22 protein-coding genes are annotated in these 23,093 nt (G+C 62.1%); 8 read left to right on the top strand and 14 right to left on the bottom strand.

Annotation, left to right across the window (positions count from 1 at the left end):
* Positions 1 to 2 precede the first annotated feature (2 nt).
* From rpoZ to ACSQ17_RS11690, 7 genes are all read left to right on the top strand, one after another.
* Positions 3 to 266: a DNA-directed RNA polymerase subunit omega gene (gene rpoZ / locus ACSQ17_RS11720; protein ID WP_108488510.1), complete on the top strand. Its 264-nt coding sequence runs from the start codon at positions 3 to 5 to the stop codon at positions 264 to 266.
* 60 nt (positions 267 to 326) lie between these two features.
* Positions 327 to 2,435 (top strand): bifunctional GTP diphosphokinase/guanosine-3',5'-bis pyrophosphate 3'-pyrophosphohydrolase, encoded by a 2,109-nt coding sequence (spoT, locus tag ACSQ17_RS11715; protein WP_233683229.1) that lies wholly within the window; start codon positions 327 to 329, stop codon positions 2,433 to 2,435.
* 61 nt (positions 2,436 to 2,496) lie between these two features.
* Positions 2,497 to 2,877 (top strand): RidA family protein, encoded by a 381-nt coding sequence (locus tag ACSQ17_RS11710; protein ID WP_233683228.1) that lies wholly within the window; start codon positions 2,497 to 2,499, stop codon positions 2,875 to 2,877.
* A gap of 211 nt (positions 2,878 to 3,088) precedes the next feature.
* Positions 3,089 to 4,174, top strand: coding sequence for a tonB-system energizer ExbB (gene exbB, locus ACSQ17_RS11705; protein ID WP_436068743.1), 1,086 nt, complete (start codon positions 3,089 to 3,091; stop codon positions 4,172 to 4,174).
* Positions 4,175 to 4,177: 3 nt separating this feature from the next.
* The gene (gene exbD, locus ACSQ17_RS11700; protein ID WP_436068742.1) at positions 4,178 to 4,603 is read left to right on the top strand and encodes a TonB system transport protein ExbD; all 426 of its coding nucleotides are present in this window, start codon (positions 4,178 to 4,180) and stop codon (positions 4,601 to 4,603) included.
* Complete coding sequence (locus ACSQ17_RS11695; protein WP_436068741.1) at positions 4,600 to 5,325, top strand: TonB family protein; 726 nt, start codon at positions 4,600 to 4,602, stop codon at positions 5,323 to 5,325. The genes exbD and ACSQ17_RS11695 overlap by 4 nt, the downstream gene beginning before the upstream one ends.
* A 124-nt stretch (positions 5,326 to 5,449) precedes the next feature.
* Positions 5,450 to 6,184, top strand: coding sequence for a hypothetical protein (locus tag ACSQ17_RS11690; RefSeq protein WP_436068740.1), 735 nt, complete (start codon positions 5,450 to 5,452; stop codon positions 6,182 to 6,184).
* A 6-nt stretch (positions 6,185 to 6,190) separates the two neighbouring features.
* Here the strand turns inward: ACSQ17_RS11690 and ACSQ17_RS11685 are convergent, their stop codons facing one another.
* From ACSQ17_RS11685 to ACSQ17_RS11620, 14 genes are all read right to left on the bottom strand, one after another.
* The gene (locus tag ACSQ17_RS11685) at positions 6,191 to 7,039 is read right to left on the bottom strand and encodes an SDR family oxidoreductase (protein WP_436068739.1); all 849 of its coding nucleotides are present in this window, start codon (positions 7,037 to 7,039) and stop codon (positions 6,191 to 6,193) included.
* A complete protein-coding gene (gene nuoN / locus ACSQ17_RS11680) occupies positions 7,039 to 8,508 on the bottom strand; it encodes an NADH-quinone oxidoreductase subunit NuoN (RefSeq protein ID WP_436068738.1) in 1,470 nt (489 codons plus the stop codon). Before nuoN ends, ACSQ17_RS11685 begins: the two co-directional genes overlap by 1 nt.
* A gap of 19 nt (positions 8,509 to 8,527) precedes the next feature.
* Positions 8,528 to 10,057: an NADH-quinone oxidoreductase subunit M gene (gene nuoM, locus ACSQ17_RS11675; RefSeq protein ID WP_436068737.1), complete on the bottom strand. Its 1,530-nt coding sequence runs from the start codon at positions 10,055 to 10,057 to the stop codon at positions 8,528 to 8,530.
* A 13-nt stretch (positions 10,058 to 10,070) separates the two neighbouring features.
* On the bottom strand, positions 10,071 to 11,921 hold the full coding sequence (nuoL, locus tag ACSQ17_RS11670) for an NADH-quinone oxidoreductase subunit L (protein WP_436068736.1): 1,851 nt from the start codon (positions 11,919 to 11,921) through the stop codon (positions 10,071 to 10,073).
* Positions 11,918 to 12,226: an NADH-quinone oxidoreductase subunit NuoK gene (nuoK, locus tag ACSQ17_RS11665; RefSeq protein WP_436068735.1), complete on the bottom strand. Its 309-nt coding sequence runs from the start codon at positions 12,224 to 12,226 to the stop codon at positions 11,918 to 11,920. Before nuoK ends, nuoL begins: the two co-directional genes overlap by 4 nt.
* A complete protein-coding gene (nuoJ, locus tag ACSQ17_RS11660) occupies positions 12,223 to 12,732 on the bottom strand; it encodes an NADH-quinone oxidoreductase subunit J (protein WP_233683220.1) in 510 nt (169 codons plus the stop codon). The genes nuoK and nuoJ overlap by 4 nt, the downstream gene beginning before the upstream one ends.
* A gap of 9 nt (positions 12,733 to 12,741) precedes the next feature.
* Positions 12,742 to 13,290 (bottom strand): NADH-quinone oxidoreductase subunit NuoI, encoded by a 549-nt coding sequence (gene nuoI / locus ACSQ17_RS11655; protein ID WP_090379713.1) that lies wholly within the window; start codon positions 13,288 to 13,290, stop codon positions 12,742 to 12,744.
* Positions 13,291 to 13,303: 13 nt separating this feature from the next.
* On the bottom strand, positions 13,304 to 14,296 hold the full coding sequence (gene nuoH / locus ACSQ17_RS11650) for an NADH-quinone oxidoreductase subunit NuoH (protein ID WP_436068734.1): 993 nt from the start codon (positions 14,294 to 14,296) through the stop codon (positions 13,304 to 13,306).
* The gene (gene nuoG / locus ACSQ17_RS11645) at positions 14,293 to 17,013 is read right to left on the bottom strand and encodes an NADH-quinone oxidoreductase subunit NuoG (protein ID WP_436068733.1); all 2,721 of its coding nucleotides are present in this window, start codon (positions 17,011 to 17,013) and stop codon (positions 14,293 to 14,295) included. The genes nuoH and nuoG overlap by 4 nt, the downstream gene beginning before the upstream one ends.
* 94 nt (positions 17,014 to 17,107) lie before the next feature.
* Positions 17,108 to 18,463, bottom strand: a complete 1,356-nt coding sequence (nuoF, locus tag ACSQ17_RS11640) for an NADH-quinone oxidoreductase subunit NuoF (RefSeq protein ID WP_436068732.1) — start codon at positions 18,461 to 18,463, stop codon at positions 17,108 to 17,110.
* Positions 18,460 to 18,960, bottom strand: coding sequence for an NADH-quinone oxidoreductase subunit NuoE (gene nuoE / locus ACSQ17_RS11635; protein ID WP_436070463.1), 501 nt, complete (start codon positions 18,958 to 18,960; stop codon positions 18,460 to 18,462). The genes nuoF and nuoE overlap by 4 nt, the downstream gene beginning before the upstream one ends.
* On the bottom strand, positions 18,957 to 20,738 hold the full coding sequence (gene nuoC / locus ACSQ17_RS11630; RefSeq protein WP_436068731.1) for an NADH-quinone oxidoreductase subunit C/D: 1,782 nt from the start codon (positions 20,736 to 20,738) through the stop codon (positions 18,957 to 18,959). The genes nuoE and nuoC overlap by 4 nt, the downstream gene beginning before the upstream one ends.
* A gap of 56 nt (positions 20,739 to 20,794) precedes the next feature.
* Complete coding sequence (locus ACSQ17_RS11625) at positions 20,795 to 21,472, bottom strand: NuoB/complex I 20 kDa subunit family protein (RefSeq protein WP_436068730.1); 678 nt, start codon at positions 21,470 to 21,472, stop codon at positions 20,795 to 20,797.
* Between the two features lie 10 nt (positions 21,473 to 21,482).
* Entirely contained in the window at positions 21,483 to 21,896 is a 414-nt protein-coding gene (locus tag ACSQ17_RS11620) for an NADH-quinone oxidoreductase subunit A (protein ID WP_090379694.1), read from the bottom strand.
* A gap of 264 nt (positions 21,897 to 22,160) precedes the next feature.
* Between ACSQ17_RS11620 and ACSQ17_RS11615 the strand changes: the two genes are divergently transcribed.
* The gene (locus tag ACSQ17_RS11615) at positions 22,161 to 23,087 is read left to right on the top strand and encodes a hydrogen peroxide-inducible genes activator (RefSeq protein ID WP_233683214.1); all 927 of its coding nucleotides are present in this window, start codon (positions 22,161 to 22,163) and stop codon (positions 23,085 to 23,087) included.
* Positions 23,088 to 23,093 lie beyond the last annotated feature (6 nt).

Below are 23,093 nucleotides of genomic sequence, written 5' to 3'. Positions count from 1 at the left end.
CCATGGCTCGCGTTACCGTTGAAGATTGCCTGGACAACGTCGATAACCGCTTTGAGCTGGTCATGCTCGCCACCAAGCGTTCGCGCCAGCTGGCTACCGGCGGCAAAGAGCCGAAAGTGGCCTGGGAAAACGACAAGCCGACTGTGGTGGCACTGCGCGAAATCGCTGCTGGCCTGGTCAACTATGACGTGATCGCGCAAGACGACATCGTCGAAGAAGAACCGCTGTTTGCCGCATTCGAGGAAGAGGCGAACGAGCCTCTGTAAGCCTATGCCGGGTCGACGTCGTCAGGCGCAGGGTCATCTGAGTCGGCAAGGGGAACGCCCATGCCGAGCATAGACGCCCTCGCCGACAGACTTTCGACCTACCTCGACGGCGACCAGGTCAACCTGGTACGCCGCGCTTATTTCTACGCCGAACAAGCCCACGACGGCCAACGCCGCCGCAGCGGCGAAGCCTACGTCACCCACCCCCTGGCAGTGGCGAGCATCCTGGCTGACATGCACATGGACCATCAGAGCCTGATGGCCGCGATGCTGCATGACGTGATCGAAGACACTGGCATTGCCAAGGAAGCCCTGGACGCGCAGTTCGGCGAATCCGTGGCGGAACTGGTCGACGGGGTCAGCAAACTGACCCAGATGAACTTCGAGACCAAGGCCGAGGCCCAGGCCGAGAACTTCCAGAAAATGGCCATGGCCATGGCTCGCGACATCCGCGTGATCCTGGTCAAGCTGGCCGACCGCCTGCACAACATGCGCACCCTGGAAGTGCTGTCCGGCGAGAAACGCCGGCGCATCGCCAAGGAAACTCTGGAAATCTACGCACCGATTGCCAACCGCCTGGGCATGCACAGCATGCGCATCGAGTTCGAGGACCTGGGCTTCAAGGCCATGCACCCGATGCGCTCCGAGCGCATCCGCACAGCAGTCAAGCGCGCTCGGGGCAACCGCAAGGAAATCGTTAACAAGATCGAAGAGTCGATCATCCATTGCCTGGCCCGCGAAGGCATGGAAGGCGAGGTGATGGGCCGCGAGAAGCACCTCTACGGCATTTACCAGAAGATGCGCGGCAAGCGCCGGGCGTTCAACGAAATCATGGACGTCTACGCCTTCCGCATCGTCGTCGACAAGGTCGACACCTGCTACCGCGTACTGGGGGCCGTGCATAACCTGTACAAACCCCTGCCGGGGCGCTTCAAGGATTACATCGCAATCCCCAAAGCCAACGGCTACCAGTCGCTGCACACCACGCTGTTCGGCATGCACGGCGTACCGATCGAGATTCAGATCCGTACCCGCGAGATGGAAGAGCTGGCCAACAACGGCATCGCCGCGCACTGGCTGTACAAATCCAACGAGGAAGACCAGCCCAAGGGTAGCCACGCCCGCGCGCGGCAGTGGGTCAAGGGCGTGCTGGAGATGCAGCAACGCGCCGGCAACTCGCTGGAATTCATCGAGAGCGTGAAGATCGATCTGTTCCCTGACGAGGTCTACGTATTCACGCCCAAGGGCCGCATCATGGAGCTGCCCAAAGGCTCCACGGCGGTCGATTTTGCCTACGCGGTGCACACCGACGTTGGCAACACCTGCATCGCCTGCCGCATCAACCGCCGCCTGGCACCTTTGTCGCAAGCCCTGGAAAGCGGCTCGACGGTGGAAATCGTCACCGCGCCTGGTGCACGACCAAACCCGGCCTGGCTGAGTTTCGTGGTCACCGGCAAGGCCCGTACGCATATCCGCCATGCGCTGAAACTGCAACGTCGTTCGGAGTCGATCAGCCTCGGCGAACGCCTGCTCAACAAGGTGCTGGCCGGCTTCGACAGCCGCGTCGACAAGCTTTCGCCCGAGCGGGTGCAAGCGGTGCTCGCCGAATACCACCAGGATGTGCTCGAAGACCTGCTGGAAGACATCGGCCTGGGCAACCGCATGGCCTATGTGGTCGCGCGTCGCCTGCTCAGCGACAGCAACGAGGCCCTGCCAAGCAGCGAAGGCCCACTGGCCATCCGCGGCACCGAAGGCCTGGTGCTGAGCTACGCCAAGTGCTGTACGCCGATTCCGGGCGACCCGATCGTCGGCCACTTGTCCGCCGGCAAGGGCATGGTGGTGCACCTGGAAAGCTGCAAGAACATCGGCGAAATTCGCCACAACCCGGAAAAATGCATCCAGCTGTCGTGGGCCAAAGACGTTACCGGCGAATTCAATGTCGAACTGCGCGTCGAGCTGGAGCATCAACGCGGCCTGATTGCCCTGCTCGCCGGCAGCGTGAATGCCGCCGACGGCAATATTGAGAAGATCAGCATGGACGAGCGTGATGGCCGCATCAGCGTCGTGCAGCTGGTCGTCAGCGTGCATGATCGCGTACACCTGGCCCGGGTGATCAAGAAACTGCGCGCACTCACCGGGGTGATTCGCATCACCCGCGCCCGCGCCTGAAGCCTTTCCCGCTGAGCGCGCCCGTCGCGCTCGTCATTCCCAGCCTTTATTGGAGTTTTCCATGAGCAAGAGCGTTATCAGCAGCGATAAAGCACCCGCCGCCATCGGCACCTATTCCCAGGCGATCAAGGCCGGTAACACCGTGTACATGTCCGGGCAGATTCCGCTGGACCCGAAAACCATGGAGCTGGTTGAAGGCTTTGAGGCACAGACCGTACAGGTGTTCGAGAACCTCAAGGCCGTGGCTGAAGCCGCCGGCGGCTCGTTCAAGGACATCGTCAAACTGAATATCTTCCTCACTGACCTGTCGCACTTCGCCAAGGTCAATGAAGTCATGGGCCGTTACTTCGAGCAGCCATATCCGGCTCGCGCCGCCATCGGTGTGGCTGCCCTGCCGCGTGGCTCACAAGTCGAAATGGACGCTATTCTGGTCCTCGAATAACACGCCAGGCGGGGCATCAGCCCCGCCTTCAGCGCGGGTATTCGTCTTGTCGCCATCAGCCAACGCGGCACGTCTGCCCCGACCTGCATTGAAGTAGCGACGAATCAAACTTTTATTAACGAGAATTGTTTGCAATAATACTCGCACTTAACCATGCGCAGCTTTATCTGCAGCGCGCCTGCAACCTTTCCTCTTCTCAGGTCCGGCCAGCATGCTCTTCTCCAGCCCAATCGCTCACACCGCCACACCTCGTCAGCCACGCTGGTTGCCACTGCTCTGCCTGTCGCTGCTGGCCCTGCTGCCCATCACCAGCTTCGCTGAACAGCCAGCTGCCGCAGCGCCGAACAGCTCGGCACTCAGCGCACCACTGGCCACGCCCGAGGCTGCGCCAGAAGCCGTCGAGCCCCCTCAGCTGACAGCGCTGCGAGAAAAATTTGCGGCCTTGGGCGAACAGGCCAATGCCGAGCAGATCAGTGCCGCACAGCAGCAGTTCATCACCGATAACGGTATTGCCCCCGAGCAGGCCCAGCAGTTGCTGGCAGCCCTGCAAGAAGGCGAGGTGCAGCCTGAAGTGGCGGCCGATGAGGCCCTGCTGCACGACCTGTCCCCCTGGGGCATGTACCAGAACGCCGATGTCGTGGTGAAAAGCGTGATGATCGGCCTGGTCCTCGCCTCGATCCTGACCTGGACCGTGTGGGTTGCGAAAAGCATCGAGCTGATCAGCGCCCGCCGTCGTCTGCGCCGCGAACTGCCTGAGCTGAAGCGCGCCCGCAACCTGCAGCAGGCCGCCGAGCAGGCACGGGCTCAGCACAGTTTCAGCACCATCCTGATCGAAGAAGCCCAGGACGAACTGCAGCTTTCTGCCAACAGCAAGCTCAAGGAAGGCATCAAGGAGCGCGTCAGCTTCCGCCTGGAGCGCCTGGTCGCCGCCTGCGGCCGTGACATGAGCAAAGGCACCGGGGTGCTGGCCACCATCGGCTCTACCGCGCCCTTCGTCGGCCTGTTCGGTACGGTCTGGGGCATCATGAACAGCTTTATTGGCATCGCCAAATCGCAAACCACCAACCTCGCAGTGGTCGCTCCGGGTATCGCCGAAGCCTTGCTGGCCACTGCCCTGGGCCTGGTTGCAGCCATCCCGGCGGTGATCATCTACAACGTCTTTGCCCGTTCGATTGCCAGCTACAAGGCGCAGGTTGCCGATGCCTCGGCTCAGGTGCTGCTGCTGGTCAGCCGTGATCTGGACATGCCCACCAGCACCGAGCGCAACGCTGCGCCGCAGATGGTCAGGGCGGTCTGAAACATGGGCCTGCACCTCAACGACAGTGGCGATGACCTCCAGGAAAACCACGAGATCAACGTCACGCCCTTTATCGACGTGATGCTGGTGTTGCTGATCATTTTCATGGTCGCCGCCCCCCTGGCCACCGTAGACGTGAAAATCGACCTGCCCGCCTCCAGCGCCAAACCGACACCGCGCCCAGACAAGCCGATCTACCTGAGCATCAAGGAAGACAGCCGCCTGTTCCTCGACAACGATCAGGTCGAACCGGCGCTGCTGGGTGCGGCATTGGACAAGCTGACCCAGGCCGACAAGGAAAAGACCATTTTCGTGCGCGGTGACAAGGGCGTCGACTATGCCGACCTGATGACCGTGATGGACAACCTGCGCGGTGCCGGTTACCTGAAAATCGGCCTGGTTGGCCTGGAGACGGTCGGCACACCATGACCCGCTCTCGCCGTAGCCTTTCCTGGGCCGCCAGCCTGCTGCTGGTGATCGCGCTGCATGCTGCCTTGTTTATCTGGGCGCTGTACTGGCAGCCACAGGCCATTGCCGTGGAGCCACCGCCGGCGGCGATGCTGGTCGAACTGCAACCGCTGGTCGCGGCGCCCAAGCCAACGCCGCCGGTCATCCAGCAGCCGGATCCGGAACCCGAGCCGCTACCCAAGCTGATCGAAGCGCCCAAGCCAAAGTTGGTGATCGCCCAACCCAAGCCGAAACCCAAACCGCGCCCGCCTGCGCCCAAACCACAGCCAAAACCTGTGGAAACACCTACCCCGGAAACGGCCCAGGCCAGCAACGACGCTCCTCCAGCGGCGCAGCAGCAGGCTGCGCCACGTCAGAGTGCGCCCAGTGAGGACAATCCGGCGCGCGCCCTCTGGCTGAGTAAGGTGCATGCCCACCTGAGCAGCCGCCTGCACTACCCGGATCGCGAGCGGCGCTTCAACCGGGCTGGTCATATTCAGGCAGTGACCCTGACCTTCGACGTCAATGTGCGCGGCGATATTCTGCTGGGCAAGATCAAGGCCTCCACCGCTCGTCCATCCTTTGATCGTGACGTGCTGATCCAGTTGCGCAAGGCCAGCCCGGTGCCACGGCCGCCACAGGAAGTATTGAGCAGCGGCAGCATCAGCCTGGATTTTCCAGTCAAGTTCGAACTCACCCGCTAAACCCGCCAACCCGTGCGACCTGCACGGACTGGCGCTGTAACGCCGGGCGCAAATGACGCTATTCTGCTGAGCGAATCCATCATCGGGGCGGCACCATCACCGCCTCGCCCTTGAGGACGCCGTCATGCGTTGCCTGTTTGTTGTTTTGCTCACCTGCGCCTTGCTCAGCGGCTGTGTCAGCCCACCCCGCGACCCCAACGGCACCTGGATCAACCAGGCCGCCATCGACGCCGCCGTGGACAGCGGCAACCTGCGCGAAGCCCTGCTCGCTTATGGCCCCAACCTGGAATGGCAAATCGACAGCCAACGCCGGCTGGCCAGCTTCAGCAATGGCTTCGAACGTGGCGAAGGCACCTTCGAACGCGATACGAACGGTCAGTTGCGCGTACATTTCTACGGTGACTTTCAGGAGTCGATGAGCCTCAGCGGTGATGAACTGGTTCAGGCCCAGAGCGACACCTGGCCGGAACAGCGCTTTGTCCGCGCCCCTGCGGCGCCCGGCCCGCTTGCGCCGGCGGGCAGCAGCTTTGAGCAGGCGCTCTACAGTGCCTACCTGGGCGGCACCTGGGTGATCAAGGAAGGCTTGGGTAAAGGTGGCCTGGTGCTGTTCCAGGCCGATGGCAGCGTGCAGGGCCTGCCCGGCGCAGAACGCTATGCCCTGTGCCTGGCCGGCGATTGCGCCGCCATGAGCGGCGAGTTCGACAGCCTCTGGCTGCAACTTGGCGAGCAAGGCCAGAACTGGCTGTTTGAGCGTGAAGGCAAGCAACTGCGGGTCTTTGAAGCACTGAATCGTTCGCAGATCGATGAAATGCCAAACTTCTACAAGGGCCAACAGCGCTGGCTGCTGCAACAGCGCTGAGGACGCTTACGCACCGCGCAAGATGGCGCTGTAGCCTTCACGGTAGCTGGGGTACTGCGGCTGCCAGCCCAGGGCGCGGGCGCGGGCGTTGCTGCAGCGTTTGCTGCCGGCACGGCGCACGGTCGACTCGGCCGACCAGTGGCTGACGCCCAGTTGCTCACGCAGCCAGGCCACCACCTCATGCAGCGGTGCCGGCTGATCATCGACGCCGATATAACAGTCTTGCAACGCCACGCCGCGGGCATCGGCCTGCAGCAGGTACGCCAGCAGACCGGCTGCGTCATCGGCATGGATACGGTTGCCATACAACGGCGGTTCACTGGCCACCCGATAACCCTGGCGCACCTGGCCCAGCAGCCATTCGCGTCCCGGGCCGTAGATGCCGGTTAAACGCACCACCGTGGCCGGCAGGCCACTGGCCAGGGCCACCTGCTCCGCTTCACGCATAACGCGCCCGGAATAGCCCTCGGCGTGCGCCGCTGAGGTCTCGTCCACCCACTCGCCGTGCTGCTGACCATACACACCGCTGCTGGAGACAAACAGCAGGCGCTTCGGCCGCTGGCCCTGTTGCGCCAGCCAGGCCAGCACACGGCGCAGACCGTCGACATAGGCAACCCGATAGCCGGCTTCATCGTGCGTGGTCGCAGCGGCGCAATACACCAGGTAATCCAGCGCTGCGCTCGGCCAGGCGGCCGGGCACGCATCACTGTGCAGATCACCGGCTACTGGGTGAATACCCGCAGGCAGCTGCGCCACCGAGCGGCGCAAGCCATACACCGTCCAGCCGAGCGCATTCAACTGCTGACCCAGACGACTGCCAACATCACCACAGCCAGCAATCAGCAGACGGCTCATCACAGGCCCGTCAGGCCGGCGTGCTGCACCAATTCCAGCAGAGGCTGCGGGTAAACGCCGAGCACGAAGGCCAGCAACGCGACAAACAGCAGCATCAGACCACCGGCCTGTTGCCCCCAATGCAGCGGCGCATCGTGGCGACGCAGATTCGGCTCGACCATAAACAGGGTGACCATTACCCGCAGGTAATAGAACACTCCGATGGCGCTGCCGAGCACCAGAGCACCGAGCAGCCACCATTGCTGCGATTGCACACCGGCAGCGACCACGTAGAACTTGCCGATAAACCCGGCCGTCAGCGGGATGCCGGCCAGCGACAGCATCATCACAGTGAGCACGGCAGTCAGGTACGGACGGCGCCAGAACAGCCCACGGTATTCGTACAGCGCGTCGGCATCACGGCCGCTGTAAGGCGTCGACATCAGGGTAATCACACCGAACGCGCCAAGACTGGTCAGCACATAGGTGGCCAGGTACACGCCCACCGCTTCCACCGCCAAGCCCTTGCTGGCGATCAGCGCCACCAGCAGGTAGCCGAAGTGGGCGATGGAGGAATAACCGAGCAGACGCTTGAGGTTGTTCTGCAGCAGCGCCAGCAGGTTACCAAAGAGGATCGAGGCAATTGCAATCAGCGTCAGCAGGTCATTCAGCCAGCCGCCGGCAGCCGCTGGCGATACCTGATACAGGCGCAGCAGCACGGCAAACACCGCCACTTTGCTGGCCGTAGCGAGGAAGGCGGCCACCGGCGCCGGAGCGCCTTCATAGACGTCCGGGGTCCACAGGTGGAACGGCACCAGCGACAGTTTGAACGCCAGACCGATCAGCATCATGCCCACGCCAATCTGCGCCAGCATGCTCGGCAAGCCGTCAGCGGCCAGCTTGGCACCGATACCGGCGAAGCTCAGGTTGCCCGACTCGGCATACAGCAGCGCCATGCCGAACAGCAGAAATGCCGAGCCTGCGGCGGACAGCACCATGTACTTGATGCCAGCTTCCAGCGAACGCTTGTTGAAAAAGGCATAGGCGATCATGCCGTAGGTCGGCACCGACAGCAGCTCCAGACCGATAAACAGGCCCGCCAGGTGCTGCGCACTGACCAGCACCAGACCGCCAGCGGCGGACAGCAGCATCAGCAGGTACAGCTCTTCACGGTTGCCTGGATAGCCCTTGCCGGACTCACCGCCGAGGTAGGCGTGAATCAGCGTCACACAGGCCAGGGTCGCCGCCAGCACCAGGGCCATGTAGTAGCAGGCGAACTTATCCACCAGCAGCAGCGGCGTGACCTCGATCGGCGTCACGTCCAGGGCAGGCAACAGCGACAGCAGGGCCAGGTTGAGGCCCAGCACCGAGAGGCCGAAGGTCATGGCGTGATTGCGCTTCCAGGCAATCGCCAGCATCACCAGCACGATGGTGGCGCTGGTGATCAGCAACGGCAGCAGCGCGATAAAGTGTTGAGTCGTAAATTCCACAGCGTGATGTTCCATAAGGCTACCGGGCCGAGGCAAGTTGATTGAAGGCACCGCCCAGCCATTGCTGCACGCCTTGCATGCTGGCGGCAGAGGTGTCGAGCACCGGCTGCGGGTAGACGCCGAGCAGAATCAGCAGCACAGCCAGGCCCAGCACCATGCTCAGCTCGCGCAGCTTCAGACCTGGCAAGGCAGTCTCTGCCTTGGCCGGGCCGAAATAGGCACGGTGAATCATGATCAGCGAGTAGACCGAGCCAAACACCAGGCCAGTGGCAGCCAGCACGGTGACCCACGGCGCGCTCTGGAAGCTGCCGATCAGAATCAGGAACTCGCCAACGAAGTTGCCAGTTCCCGGCAAGCCCAGGGCCGCAGCAGCGAAGAACAGGCTGATGGCCGGCAGCCAGGGCATACGCGCCCAGATACCGCCCATTTCGCGCATGTCGCGGGTGTGCAAGCGCTCATACAACTGGCCGCAAAGGATAAACAGCGCAGCAGCAGACAGGCCGTGGGCCATCATCTGCACCACCGCGCCCTGCAGGGCGATCTCGCTGGCCGAGTAGATCGCAATCAGCACAAAGCCCATGTGCGACACACTGGAGTAAGCCACCAGGCGCTTGATATCGGTCTGCGCGAACGACAGCAGCGCGCCGTAGATGATGGCGAACACGCCAAGCCACTGGGCAATCGGCGCGAACTCTGCCGAGGCATTGGGGAACAACGGCAGGGCAAAACGCATCAGGCCATAAGCGGCGGTTTTCAGCAGGATACCGGCCAGGTCCACGGAGCCGGCGGTCGGTGCCTGAGCGTGGGCATCTGGCAGCCAGGAGTGGAATGGCACCACCGGAAACTTCACCGCGAAGGCGATAAAGAAGCCCAGCATGAGGATGTACTCGGTGCCTGGTGCCAGTTCGGTTTTCAGCAGGTCGGCATAGCTGAAGGTCAGCACACCGGTCTGGTCGAAATGCACGAATACCAGACCGAGGATCGCCAGCAGCATGATCAGGCCACTGGCCTGGGTGAAGATGAAGAACTTGGTGGCGGCGCTGATGCGGGTCTTGCCATCACTGCCGCTATGACCCCAGAGCGCGATGAGGAAATACATCGGCACCAGCATCATTTCCCAGAAGAAGAAGAACAGGAACAGGTCGACCGCGAGGAACACGCCGACCACGCCGCCGAGAATCCACATCAGGTTGAGGTGGAAAAAGCCGACGCGGTTCTGGATCTCGTTCCACGAGCACAGCACCGACAGCACGCCGAGCAGACCGGTGAGGCTGATCATCAACACCGACAGGCCATCCAGCGCCAGGTGAATGCTGATGCCAAACCGCTCAATCCATGGCAGCTGGAATTCGGCCGCCCACTGCGGCGCAGCACCCGGTGCCGGGGCCAGGCTGAAGTCGCCGGTGGCCCACAGCCACAGGCCCAGACCGAACAGCAGGCCCATGGTCAGCAGGGCAATCCAGCGTGGCAGGGTGTTGCCAAAGCGCTCGCACTGCCAGCACAGCAGGCCGCCGATAAAGGGGATCAGGATTAGCCAGGGCAAAATCATCAGGCTGTTTTCCTTAATTCAGAAACAGGAGGACGGCGAGCACCAGCACGGCACCCCCGGCAATCGAAGTGGCATACCAGCGCACCTGGCCAGTCTCGCTGCTGGCCAGCAGGGCATTGCCGCCCCGTACCAGACGCGGAATCAGGCCAATGCTGCGGTCAATCGGGTCACGCCCGAGCAGCCGGCAAAGCAGCAGGTACGGCTGCACAAACAGCTTGTCGTAGAGCCAGTCGAAGCCCCAGGCCGCGAACCACCAGGCCGACAGGAAGCGCCCCGGTGCACTCTGCGCCACCGCAGTGGCGAAACTGCGCTTGCCGAGGAACAGCAGCGCGGCCAGAACGATGCCGATGATGGCGATGGCCCCGGAGACGATTTCCAGGCTGTGCTTGGCCTCACCGCCAGCATGGCCAACGCTTTGCGGCAGCACACCGGCCAGCGGCGGGCTGATCAGCGCACCGACGAAGGTCGACAGCACGATCAACGTTACCAGCGGCAACCAGTGAGCCACGCCATGGCCGGCATGGGCTTCGGTCTTCTGCTCGCCATGGAAGGCGATAAAGATCAGGCGGAAGGTGTAGATCGACGTCAGGAAGGCACCTGCCAGACCGGCATAGAGCAGCCACTGATGGCCGCTGGCAAAAGCTTCCCAGAGGATTTCATCCTTGGAGTAGAAGCCGGCGGTGATCAGCGGCAACGCTGCCAGGGCCGCACCGCCGACGATAAAGCTGGCGTAGGCAAGTGGCAGTTTCTTCCACAGGCCGCCCATCTTGAAGATGTTCTGCTCGTGGTGACAGGCGTTGATCACTGCACCGGATGCGAGGAACAGCAGGGCCTTGAAGAAGGCGTGGGTCATCAGGTGGAAGATCGCCGCGTCCCAGGCACCCACGCCGAGGGCGAGGAACATGTAGCCAATCTGGCTCATGGTCGAATAGGCCAGAATACGCTTGATGTCGGTCTGCACCAGCGCGGCGAAACCGGCCAGCACCAGCGTCACGCCACCGACAATACCCACCAGCTCGAGGATGTCCGGCGTCAGCAGGAACAGGCCGTGGGTCCGGGCGATCAGGTAAACGCCCGCCGTCACCATGGTCGCCGCGTGGATCAGTGCGGAGACTGGGGTCGGGCCGGCCATCGCATCCGCCAGCCAGGTTTGCAACGGCAATTGTGCGGACTTGCCGACCGCACCGCCGAGCAGCATCAGCGTGGCGACCCACAGCCAACTATCGCCTTCCGCGTACTTCTGCGGTGCCAGTGCCATCAGCTCCTGAATATTCAGGGTGCCCAGGTGCAGGAACAGGATGAACAGGCCGATGGCCATGAATACGTCACCGATACGGGTGACGATAAAGGCCTTCAGCGCTGCATTGCCGTTCGGCGTGTGCTTGAAGTAGAAGCCGATCAGCAGGTAGGAGCACAGCCCCACGCCTTCCCAACCGAAATACAGCAGCAGCAGGTTATCGCCCAGCACCAGCAGCAACATGCTGAAGATAAACAGGTTGGTGTAGGCGAAGAAGCGCGAGTAGCCCTCTTCACCGCGCATGTACCAGCTGGCAAACAGGTGGATCAGAAAGCCCACACCCGTCACCACGCCGAGCATGGTCACGGACAGGCCATCCAGATAGAGGGTGAAGCTCGGCGCGAAACCGGCCACGCTCATCCACTGCCACAGCACCTGAGTGAACACGCCGTTTTCCGGCGGATTGAGGTTGAACTGCACGATCACCCAGGCCGCAGTCAGGGCAGACAGGCCCACCGAGCCCACGCCGATCAGCGCCGAGAGGTTTTCCGAGAAACGTCCGCGCGAGAAGGCCAGCAGGAACCAGCCCAGCAGCGGAAATACACAGGTCAGGAATAGAAGGTTCATCCGCGCATCTCGCTGGCAGCGTCGATATCGAGGGTGTTGAAGCGGCGATACAGCTGCAACAGGATCGCCAGGCCAATACTGGCTTCAGCGGCCGCCAGGGTGATGACCAGAATGAACATCACCTGGCCGTCAGGCTGGGCCCAACGGCTACCGGCCACGATAAAGGCCAGGGCGGTGGCGTTCATCATCACTTCCAGGCTCATCAGCACAAAGAGGATGTTGCGCCGCACCATCAGGCCAATCAGGCCCAGGCTGAACAGCACGCCGGCCAGTGCCAGGCCGTGCTCCATGGGAATCGCATTCATGCGGTTGGCTCCTTGGCATCGTGACGACCGAGGTGATAGGCCGCGACCAATGCGCCGAGCAGCAGCATCGAGGCCAGCTCCACCACCAGCAGGTAAGGGCCGTACAGCGCGACGCCGACGGCCTTGGCATCAACAGTCTGCAAACCCAACGCCGCGCCACTGGGCGACTCGAACAACACATACAGCAACTGACCCAGCAGCAGCGCCGCAAGCAGCGACGGCCCGAACCAGATACCGGGCGTCAGCCACTTACGCTCCTGCTCGACCGCAGCCGGGCCGAGGTTGAGCATCATAACCACGAAGACGAACAACACCATGATCGCGCCGGCATAGACGATGATCTCCAGGGCGCCGGCAAAGGGCGCACCGAGGGCGAAGAAGGTCATCGCCACCGCCAGCAGCGAGAGGATCAGGTACAGCAGGGCATGCACCGGATTGCTCGCGGTGATGACCCTGAACGTAGACGCCACGGCAACGCCGGCGGCGAGGTAGAACGCGAATTCCATATCCCCTCCTTAGGGCAGCAGGCCTTTGACGTTGATCGGTTCAGCTTCATTCTGCGCCGCGCCTTTCGGTTTGCCGGCAATGGCCATGCCGGCAACGCGGTAGAAGTTGTAATCCGGGTTCTTGCCCGGACCGCTGATCAGCAGGTCTTCCTTCTCGTACACCAGGTCTTGGCGCTTGAACTCGCCCATCTCGAAATCCGGGGTGAGCTGGATCGCCGTGGTCGGGCAGGCTTCCTCGCATAGGCCGCAGAAGATGCAGCGCGAGAAGTTGATGCGGAAGAAATCCGGATACCAGCGGCCGTCCGGGGTTTCCGCCTTCTGCAGCGAGATGCAGCCCACCGGGCAGGCCACTGCACACAGGTTGCAGGCCACGCAGCGCTCTTCGCCGTCAGGGTCGCGGGTCAGGACGATGCGGCCACGGTAGCGCGGCGGCAGGTACACGGCTTCTTCCGGGTACTGCAGAGTGTCGCGCTTGCGGAAGCCATGGCTGAATACCATCGCCAGGCTGCGCAGTTGAGTGCCGGTACCGACCAGCACATCCCATATGTATTTGAACATTCTGTGGTTCTCCTTACTGGGCCGCGGCCAGCACGAATGCGCCGGTCACCAGCAGGTTGATCAGGGTCAGCGGCAGACAGAACTTCCAGCTGAACGCCATGACCTGGTCATACCGTGGGCGCGGAATCGAGGCGCGCAACAGGATGAAGATCATGATGAAGAAGCAGGTCTTCAGGGCGAACCAGAAGAACGGAATCTGCGGCAGAAGGCCGAACGGGCCGTGCCAGCCACCAAAGAACAGCGTCACCAGTAACGCCGACACGGTGACGATGGCGACGTATTCGCCGACGAAGAACATGCCCCATTTCATCCCGGCATATTCGATGTGGTAACCGTCAGCCAGCTCCTGCTCCGCTTCCGGCTGGTCGAACGGGTGACGGTGGGTCACGGCCACGGCAGCGATAAAGAAGGTACAGAAGCCGAAGAACTGCGGAATGATGAACCACAGATTCTCGGCCTGGTAATCGACGATATCGCGCATGTTGAACGAGCCAACCTGCGCCACCACGCCCATCAGCGCCAACGCCAGGAACACCTCGTAGGACACCGTCTGCGCCGAGGCGCGCAGCGCACCCAGCAGGGCGAACTTGTTGTTACTGGCCCAGCCAGCAAACAGCACGGCATAGACCGACAAACCGGCCATGGCGAAGAAGAACAGGATACCGATGTTCAGGTCCGCCACGCCCCAGGTCGGGGTGATCGGGATGATCGCAAAGGCGACCAGCATGGCCGAGAACGCAATCATCGGCGCCAGGATAAAGATGAACTTGTCGGCGAACGGCGGCGTCCAGTCCTCCTTGAAGAACATCTTGATCATGTCAGCCGCGATCTGAAACATGCCGAACGGCCCGACCCGGTTGGGGCCGTAGCGGTCCTGCCACCAGCCCAGCAGACGGCGCTCGACAAAGCTCAGCAGCGCACCGCAGATCACCACCACCAGCAGAATCACGATGGCCTTGAGCACCGCGATCAGCACATCCAGCACATCAGGCGTCAGCCAACTCATTGCGCGGCCTCCTCAATGCGGGTGACCACGGCACCGGCGACCTGCGCCGGGATACCTGCCAGACCGACAGGCAAACCGACGACACCGATGGCCAGCTCTTCGGTGATCTGCAACGGCAGACGCAGGGTCTGTCCGGCGACCGTCAGGCTGAGCAGCGCACCGTCATTCACACCCAGACGATCCGCTTCGACCTTGGCCAGCAGTGCATAAGTCGCGGGGATACGCTCTTGCAGCGGCGCGGCACCGGCGGAGGTTTCCTCACTGCCGAACAGGTGATGCAAGGCCACAGCCTGCATGGTGCCTGGCGCCGGGTTGAAGGCCGCCGGTGCGCTGAACCAAGGCAGCACGCTGCCTTTAGCTTCCAGCAGGCGAACGCCCGGATCACCAGCACGCAGGTGACCGCCGACCTCGTCCTGGAATTTGTTCCAGGCTTGCGGCGAGTTCCAGCCTGGCGACCAGGCGAACGGAATCTGCTGACGGTCTTCCTTGCTGCCGGCATAGCCTTCCATGGAGAAGGCAAAGGCTGAGTCTTTGTCCTGCGGCTGTCGCGGCTCATGCACGCTGATATTGGCACGCATGGCGGTACGCCCGCTGTAACGGTGCGGCTCGCGCGCCAGTTTCAGGCCCTTGATACGGAAGGACGCGTTCGGCGCCGCCTCACCGATACGAGCCAGCAGCGGGTTGCTGGCGGCTACGGCGGCGGTCACCGTATCCAGCTGGGTCCAGTCGAGCGGTTTGCCTTGAATGGTGCTGTGCAGGGCATGCAGCCAGCGCCAGCCTTCACGAATCAGGATCGAGGCGTCGTAGTAGCTTGGTTCGAACACCTGGAAGAAGCGCTGAGCGCGACCTTCGAAGCTGACCAGAGTGCCATCGCCTTCGGCGAAGCTGGCCACTGGCAGCAGCAGGTGGGCTTTTTCGCTGGTGGCGGTATGCTGATGGTCAGCGACAATCACCAACTGGGCGACCGCCAATGCGGCATCAACCTGGGCCGCATCGGCGCGGCGGTACAGATCGTTTTCCAGCACGATGACGGCATCAGCTTGGGCGGATGTCAGCGCCTGCAGTGCCGCATCAACGGACTCGCCACCCATCAGGGCCAGGCCCATGCTGTTGGCTTCCGGCACCACCAGGCTGATGGAAGCGTTCTTTTCACGATTTTTCAGCGCGCTGGCGATGTTGGCGGCAGCTTCGATCAGGCTCTTCTCGCCCAATGAGGCACCGGAGACGATCAGCGGACGCTTGGCTTCAAGCAGCGCTTCGGCAATCAATTGCACCAGCTCGGCGGCATCGGCATCCAAACCGTTTACGGCCGGGGCACTCGGGTCGATGGCATGGGCCACGGCAAAGCCGATACGCGCCAGATCGGCCGGGGCGGCATGCACGCAGGCTTCGGCGACATCATCCAGGCGGGTGGCGGTCACGCTGGCAATAAACAGCGGGTTGAGGGCGTCCTGCGCGACGTTTTGCACCGCCGCCATGTGCCAGTCCTGAATCTTCGCCGCTGCGGCGATTTCCGTGGCTTTCCCCTTGACCGCCTGGCGCAGGGCCAGGGCCAGGCGCGCGGCGGTCTGGGTCAGGTCTTCACCGAGGACGAACACCGCATCATGGTTTTCCACCTCGCGCAGGGTCGGCACCGGCAGCGGGCCGTTTTGCAGGATGTCGCGGATCAGGCGGATATTCTCCAGCTCGCCAGCAGCGATACCGGAGTAGAAATTGGCTTCACCGACCAGCTCGCGCAGGGCGAAGTTGCTTTCCAGGCTGGCGCGCGGCGAGCCAATACCGATGACGCGTTTGCCCTTGAGCAGCTCGGCGGCCTTGTCCAGTGCGGCGTCGATGCCGAGTTTCTCGCCACCGTTACTATTCAGCAGCAGCGGCTGACGCGGACGGTCACTGCGGTTGACGTAGCCGTAGCCGAAGCGGCCACGGTCGCAGAGGAAATACTGGTTCACATCACCGTTGAAGCGGTTTTCGATGCGCCGCAGTTCGCCATAACGCTCGCCCGGACTGGTGTTGCAGCCGCTGGCGCAGCCGTGGCAGATGCTCGGGGCAAACTGCATGTCCCACTTGCGGTTGTAACGCTCGGAGTGGGTCTTGTCGGTGAACACACCGGTCGGGCAGACCTCGACCAGGTTGCCGGAGAACTCGCTTTCCAGCACACCGTCTTCGACACGGCCGAAGTACACGTTGTCGTGCGCGCCATACACGCCGAGGTCGGTGCCGCCGGCGTAGTCCTTGTAGTAACGCACACAGCGGTAGCAGGCGATGCAGCGGTTCATCTCATGGGAAATGAACGGGCCGAGCTGCTGGTTCTGGTGAGTGCGCTTGGTGAAGCGATAACGGCGCTGGTTGTGGCCGGTCATCACCGTCATGTCTTGCAGGTGGCAGTGACCGCCTTCCTCGCACACCGGGCAGTCGTGCGGGTGGTTGGTCATCAGCCACTCGACAACGCTGGCGCGGAACGCCTTGGATTCTTCATCGTCGATGCTGATCCAGGTGTTGTCAGCGGCCGGCGTCATGCACGACATGACGATGCGCCCGCGGGTGTCGTTTTCATCGTTGTACTGCTTCACCGCGCACTGGCGGCAGGCACCGACGCTGCCGAGCGCCGGGTGCCAGCAGAAGTAAGGGATATCGAGACCCAGGGACAGGCAGGCCTGCAGCAGGTTGTCCGCCCCATCGACTTCGAAATCTTTGCCGTCTACGTGGATAGTGGCCATGGTTCAGGTTTCTTCTTTGCCCACCGAAGCAGGCTTGGCTAATGGAATCACGGTGTGCTGCGGGGCCAGGTCAGTGGCCGCCGCAACGCTAACTTCACGCGGGGACGAATTGCCCCGTCGATGCCGGAGCCGCCGAACTGGAAACGCCAGCCTCGAACTCCGAACGGAAATACTTGATCGCACTGCCCAGCGGCTCAACGGCACCCGGTGCATGGGCGCAGAAGGTTTTGCCGGGACCGAGGAAGTTGACCAGCCCCAGCAGGGTCTGGATGTCTTCGGCCGTGCCCTGCTTGCGCTCCAGCGCGCGGAGGATCTTCACGCTCCACGGCAGGCCATCGCGGCAGGGTGTGCACCAGCCACAGGACTCGCGGGCGAAGAACTCTTCCATATTGCGCAGCAGCGAAACCATATTGATGCTGTCGTCCACTGCCAGCGCCAGACCAGTGCCCATACGCGTACCGACCTTGCCGATACCGCCGGCATACATCAGCGCATCGAGGTGCTCGGGCAGCAGGAAGCCGGTGCCGGCACCGCCAGGCTGCCAGCATTTCAGCTTGTAGCCGTCACGCATGCCGCCGGCGTAGTCCTCGAACAGCTCGCGGGCCGGAATGCCGAACGGCAGTTCCCACAGACCAGGGTTCTTCACCTTGCCGGAGAAGCCCATCAGCTTGGTGCCGTGGTCTTCACTGCCTTCGCGGGCCAGGCTCTTGTACCAGTCCACGCCGTTGCCAACGATGGCCGGCACGTTGCACAGGGTTTCGACGTTGTTCACGCAGGTCGGCTTGCCCCACACGCCGACAGCGGCCGGGAACGGCGGCTTGGCGCGCGGGTTGGCGCGGCGGCCTTCCAGGGAGTTGATCAGCGCAGTTTCTTCACCGCAGATGTAGCGCCCGGCACCGGTGTGCACGAACAGCTCAAAATCGAAGCCGCTGCCGAGGATATTCTTGCCCAGCAGGCCGGCGGCCTTGGCTTCCTCGATGGCACGGTTGAGGTTGGCGGCAGCATCGACATACTCGCCACGCAGAAAGATGTAGCCACGATAGGCTTTCAGCGCACGCGCACTGATCAGCATGCCTTCGACCAACAGGTGCGGCAGCTGCTCCATCAGCATGCGGTCTTTCCAGGTGTTGGGCTCCATTTCATCCGCGTTGCACAGCAGGTAGCGAATGTTCATGGATTCGTCGGCGGGCATCAGGCCCCACTTCACCCCGGTGGGGAAGCCAGCACCACCACGACCTTTGAGGCCGGAATCTTTCACCGTCTGCACGATGTCGGCCTGGGCCATTTCGGCCAGGGCTTTGCGCGCGGCGGCGTAACCGTTCTTCTGCTGGTATTCCTCCAGCCACACCGGCTGGGCGTCGTCACGCAGACGCCAGGTCAGCGGATGAGTCTCTTCGCTGCGGGCAATGCGGTTAGCCGGACCGATGGAGGTCAGCGTTTTGATGCTCATACGTAGGCCTCCAGCAGTTGGGCCACGCCATCGGCATTCAGGTTGCCGAAGGTGTCGTCATCGATCATCACCGCCGGCGCCTTGTCGCAGTTGCCCAGGCAGCACACCGGCAGCAGGGTAAAACGGCCGTCGGCAGTGGTCTGCCCAGGGACAATGCCGAGTTGCTCCTTGATGCCAGCCAGCACGCCTTCATGGCCGCCGACGTAACAGGTCATGCTGTCGCACACGCGGATGATGTGACGCCCCACCGGTTGACGGAAAATCTGACTATAGAAGGTGGCTACGCCTTCGACGTCACTGGCCGGAATGCCAAGGATTTCGCCAATCGCATCGGCGGCACCGTCAGGCACCCAGCCACGGGCCTTTTGCACGATCTTCAGCGCTTCGATAGATGCCGCACGCGGGTCTTCGTAGTGGTGCATCTCATGCTCGATGGCCGAGCGTTCGCTTGCGCTGAGGGTGAAACGATCAGTCTGGATTAGCGTGCTCATCATCAGCGGTCCACGTCAGCCATAACAAAGTCGATACTGCCCAGGTACGCGATCAAGTCGGCCACCATGCTGCCGCGGATCACCGAAGGGATCTGCTGCAGGTGCGGGAAGCTCGGCGTGCGGATGCGCGTGCGGTAGCTCATGGTGCTGCCGTCGCTGGTCAGGTAGTAGCTGTTGATGCCCTTGGTCGCCTCGATCATCTGCAAGCTCTCGTTGGCCGGCATGACCGGGCCCCAGGAAACTTGCAGGAAGTGGGTGATCAGGGTTTCGATGTGCTGCAGCGTGCGCTCTTTTGGCGGCGGCGTGGTCAGCGGATGATCGGCCTTGTACGGGCCTTCCGGCATATTGCGCAGGCACTGATCGATGATCTTGATGCTCTGACGCATCTCTTCCACACGCACCATGCAGCGGTCGTAGGCATCGCCATTGGCGGCCAGCGGCACTTCAAATTCGAAGTTCTCATAACCGGAATACGGCCGCGCCTTGCGCAGGTCGAAGTCGCAACCGGTAGCGCGCAGACCAGCGCCCGTGGTGCCCCACTCCAGCGCTTCCTTGGTGTTGTATTGCGCCACACCAATGGTTCGCGCCTTGAGGATGCTGTTCTTCAGCGCGGCTTTTTCGTACTCGTCGAGGCGCTTGGGCAGCCAGTCAACGAACTCCTTGACCAGCTTGTCCCAGCCGCGCGGCAGGTCGTGGGCCACACCGCCAATGCGGTACCAGGCCGGGTGCAGGCGGAAACCAGTGATGGCTTCGATCACCTTGTAGGCCCGCTGGCGGTCGGTGAAGGTGAAGAACACCGGGGTCATCGCGCCGACGTCCTGAATGTAGGTACCGAGGAACAGCAGGTGACTGGTGATACGGAAGAACTCGGCCATCATGATGCGAATCACGTCGACCCGTTGCGGTACGGTGATGCCCGCGAGTTTTTCCACGGCCAACACGTACGGCAGGTTGTTCATCACCCCACCGAGGTAGTCGATGCGGTCGGTGTAGGGGATAAAGCTATGCCAGCTCTGGCGCTCAGCCATCTTCTCGGCACCACGGTGGTGGTAGCCGATTTCCGGTACGCAATCGACGATCTCTTCGCCGTCCAGTTGCAGGATGATGCGAAAGGCACCGTGCGCCGAAGGGTGGTTGGGGCCGAGGTTAAGGAACATGTAGTCCTCGTGCTCGCTGCCGCGTTTCATGCCCCAGTCTTCCGGCTTGAAACGCGCCGCTTCTTCTTCGTGCTGCTGTTTGGCCAGGGTCAGGCTGAACGGATCAAACTCCGTGGCGCGCGCCGGGTAATCCTTGCGCAGCGGGTGACCTTCCCAGGTCGGCGGCATCATGATGCGGCTCAGATGCGGGTGGCCATTAAAGGTGATGCCGTAGAGGTCCCATACTTCACGCTCGTACCAGTTGGCATTGGGCCAGATACCGGTGACGGTAGGGACATTGAGGTCGCTTTCTTTCAGCGCGACTTTGATCATGATGTCGCTGTTTCGCTCCAGCGACATCAGGTGATAGAACACCGTGAAGTCCGCGCCGGGCAAACCGCGCCGCTGGGTGCGCAGGCGCTCGTCGACACCATGCAGGTCATACAGCATGACGTAGGGGCGCGGCAGGTTGCGCAGGAAGGTCAGCACATTGATCAGGCGATCACGAGCCACCCACAGCACCGGCATACCGGTACGGGTGCTCTGTACAGTAAAGGCCTCGGCGCCAAAACGGGAATTCAGTTCGACGACCACATCGTGGTCGTCAGCCTTGTGCGGCGGTATGGACAGAATGCTGTCTGCAGTCATGATCTCGATCGCTATCGGTCAACGGCGTCAGTAGGCGGGCTCAACCGAGCCCAGGCTCACACTTCGTCGGGGCTGCGCAGATTGGTCACGGCGATACGCTGTTCGCGGCGCTGTTCTTTCTGCGAAGGCATGTCGGCACGGTAAACCCCCTGATCACCGACCACCCAAGACAGCGGGCGGCGCTCCTGACCAATGGACTCCTGCAGCAGCATCAAGCCTTGCAGAAATGCCTCGGGGCGCGGCGGGCAACCGGGAATATAGACGTCGACCGGGAGGAACTTGTCGACACCCTGGACCACAGAGTAGATGTCGTACATGCCGCCAGAGTTGGCGCAGGAGCCCATCGAGATCACCCACTTGGGTTCCAGCATCTGCTCGTACAGGCGCTGGATGACCGGAGCCATCTTGATAAAGCAGGTGCCGGCGATGACCATGAAGTCCGCCTGGCGTGGGGAGGCTCGAATCACTTCCGCACCAAAGCGGGCCACGTCATGTGGCGCAGTAAAGGCGGTGGTCATTTCCACATAGCAGCAGGACAGGCCGAAGTTGTACGGCCACAGGGAGTTCTTGCGCCCCCAGTTCACTGCACCATTAAGTACATCGGCAAGTTTGCCCATGTAGATGTTCTTGTGGACTTGATCCTCTAGCAGCGGGTCGGAAACAGTCTCCCGCTCGCCGACCGGATAGTGCTCATTCGGCGCATCCGGATCGATCCGAGTAAGTTTGTAATGCATTGCCAAAGCCTCATTGTTTTAGCTTCGCCTGCCGCTCGCGACGTCCCTGAGGTGCCCAATCGAGCGCCCCGATCCGCCAAAGGTAGACAAGACCTGCCAACAGAATTGCTATAAAGACTGTAGCCTCGATCAGGCCAGCCCAGCCGCTTTCGCGCACCGAAACTGCCCAAGCGAAGAGAAAGAGGGCTTCAACATCGAAGATCACGAAGAGCATCGCGACCAGATAGAATTTGGCTGACAGGCGCAGACGCGCGCTGCCGACGGGCAACATGCCGGATTCGAAAGGTTCGTTCTTGCTGCGTCCCCAGGCTTTGCTACCCAACAGACTGGACAGGCCGAGCATGAACGCAATGAGGCCGAAGACCCCGAGCAGGAAAACAGCAAAAGCCCAGTTATGGGACATGGTCGTTACCGCATCAGGCATGCCGGTACTCCTCGATAAAGGAACGGCTTCTATAATTTTGTTGTCGCAGGCAAACCCCGGATAGGGGCACCCGCCAAGTATGGCCGCAATTCTATTCTTACAGAGCACCAGTAACCAATTATTTTCTGTTCACAAAGCGACATTAACGCGTAGCCAATCGTCAAAGCCGCTTGTAAGCCCGTGCCAACGCGGCTGGTCGGCATCAATAGTTGGTTCCTATGAATACAGCCGCTATGCTTGGCTGCATCTCAATGGATAAAGACTATGACCCTCACCGAACTGCGCTACATAGTCACCCTCGCTCAGGAACAGCACTTCGGCCGTGCCGCTGAACGCTGCCATGTCAGCCAGCCGACGTTATCTGTGGGGGTAAAGAAGCTTGAAGATGAACTCGGCGTACTGATCTTCGAGCGCAGCAAGAGCGCAGTGCGCCTGACTCCGGTCGGCGAAGGCATCGTCACCCAGGCGCAGAAGGTTCTGGAACAGGCTCAGGGCATCCGCGAGCTGGCCCAGGCCGGCAAGAACCAGATGGCGGCGCCGCTGAAAATCGGCGCTATCTACACCGTTGGCCCCTACCTGTTCCCTCATCTGATTCCGCAGCTGCACCGCGTAGCGCCGCAGATGCCGCTGTATATCGAAGAAAACTTCACCCACGTTCTGCGCGACAAACTGCGCAACGGCGAGCTGGATGCGATCATCATCGCCCTGCCCTTCCATGAAGCCGACGTCCTGACCAAGCCCTTGTACGACGAGCCGTTCTACGCGCTGCTGCCGGCCGGCCACCCCTGGGCCGCGATGGAAACCATCGACACCAAACTGCTCAACGACAAGAGCCTGTTGCTGCTCGGTGAAGGCCACTGCTTCCGCGACCAGGTGCTGGAAGCCTGCCCGACCCTGCGCAAAGGCGGCGAAGACAGTGCCAAGCACACCACCGTGGAATCCAGCTCGCTGGAAACCATCCGCCACATGGTGGCATCCGGTCTAGGCGTGTCGATCCTGCCGTTCTCTGCGGTCGACAGCCACCACTACGCTCCCGGCGTGATCGAAGTGCGCCCGCTCAGCCCACCGGCCCCTTTCCGTACGGTCGCCATTGCCTGGCGCGCCAGCTTCCCGCGGCCAAATGCGATTGAGGTGCTGACGGACTCCATCCGCCTGTGTTCAGTGGCCAAACCACTGCCCAAGAGCAGCTAAGACAGG

The organism is Pseudomonas sp. LjRoot71 (assembly GCF_964253255.1).
In the GTDB taxonomy this organism is placed as follows: Bacteria; Pseudomonadota; Gammaproteobacteria; order Pseudomonadales; family Pseudomonadaceae; genus Aquipseudomonas.
This window is presented reverse-complemented; position numbering and strand designations above follow the sequence as displayed.

Bases quoted from the DNA above. Each gene is read 5' to 3' on its own strand.
- nuoF (WP_436068732.1), bottom strand. From the start codon at position 18,463: ATGAGCATCAAAACGCTGACCTCCATCGGTCCGGCTAACCGCATTGCC.
- nuoC (WP_436068731.1), bottom strand. From the start codon at position 20,738: ATGACTGCAGACAGCATTCTGTCCATACCGCCGCACAAGGCTGACGAC.
- nuoK (WP_436068735.1), bottom strand. From the start codon at position 12,226: ATGAATGCGATTCCCATGGAGCACGGCCTGGCACTGGCCGGCGTGCTG.
- ACSQ17_RS11685 (WP_436068739.1), bottom strand. From the start codon at position 7,039: ATGAGCCGTCTGCTGATTGCTGGCTGTGGTGATGTTGGCAGTCGTCTG.
- rpoZ (WP_108488510.1), top strand. From the start codon at position 3: ATGGCTCGCGTTACCGTTGAAGATTGCCTGGACAACGTCGATAACCGC.
- nuoH (WP_436068734.1), bottom strand. From the start codon at position 14,296: ATGAGTTGGCTGACGCCTGATGTGCTGGATGTGCTGATCGCGGTGCTC.
- nuoL (WP_436068736.1), bottom strand. From the start codon at position 11,921: ATGAACCTTCTATTCCTGACCTGTGTATTTCCGCTGCTGGGCTGGTTC.
- ACSQ17_RS11690 (WP_436068740.1), top strand. From the start codon at position 5,450: ATGCGTTGCCTGTTTGTTGTTTTGCTCACCTGCGCCTTGCTCAGCGGC.
- nuoJ (WP_233683220.1), bottom strand. From the start codon at position 12,732: ATGGAATTCGCGTTCTACCTCGCCGCCGGCGTTGCCGTGGCGTCTACG.
- ACSQ17_RS11710 (WP_233683228.1), top strand. From the start codon at position 2,497: ATGAGCAAGAGCGTTATCAGCAGCGATAAAGCACCCGCCGCCATCGGC.
- nuoM (WP_436068737.1), bottom strand. From the start codon at position 10,057: ATGATTTTGCCCTGGCTAATCCTGATCCCCTTTATCGGCGGCCTGCTG.
- exbB (WP_436068743.1), top strand. From the start codon at position 3,089: ATGCTCTTCTCCAGCCCAATCGCTCACACCGCCACACCTCGTCAGCCA.
- ACSQ17_RS11695 (WP_436068741.1), top strand. From the start codon at position 4,600: ATGACCCGCTCTCGCCGTAGCCTTTCCTGGGCCGCCAGCCTGCTGCTG.
- ACSQ17_RS11625 (WP_436068730.1), bottom strand. From the start codon at position 21,472: ATGCATTACAAACTTACTCGGATCGATCCGGATGCGCCGAATGAGCAC.
- spoT (WP_233683229.1), top strand. From the start codon at position 327: ATGCCGAGCATAGACGCCCTCGCCGACAGACTTTCGACCTACCTCGAC.
- nuoG (WP_436068733.1), bottom strand. From the start codon at position 17,013: ATGGCCACTATCCACGTAGACGGCAAAGATTTCGAAGTCGATGGGGCG.
- ACSQ17_RS11620 (WP_090379694.1), bottom strand. From the start codon at position 21,896: ATGCCTGATGCGGTAACGACCATGTCCCATAACTGGGCTTTTGCTGTT.
- ACSQ17_RS11615 (WP_233683214.1), top strand. From the start codon at position 22,161: ATGACCCTCACCGAACTGCGCTACATAGTCACCCTCGCTCAGGAACAG.
- exbD (WP_436068742.1), top strand. From the start codon at position 4,178: ATGGGCCTGCACCTCAACGACAGTGGCGATGACCTCCAGGAAAACCAC.
- nuoI (WP_090379713.1), bottom strand. From the start codon at position 13,290: ATGTTCAAATACATATGGGATGTGCTGGTCGGTACCGGCACTCAACTG.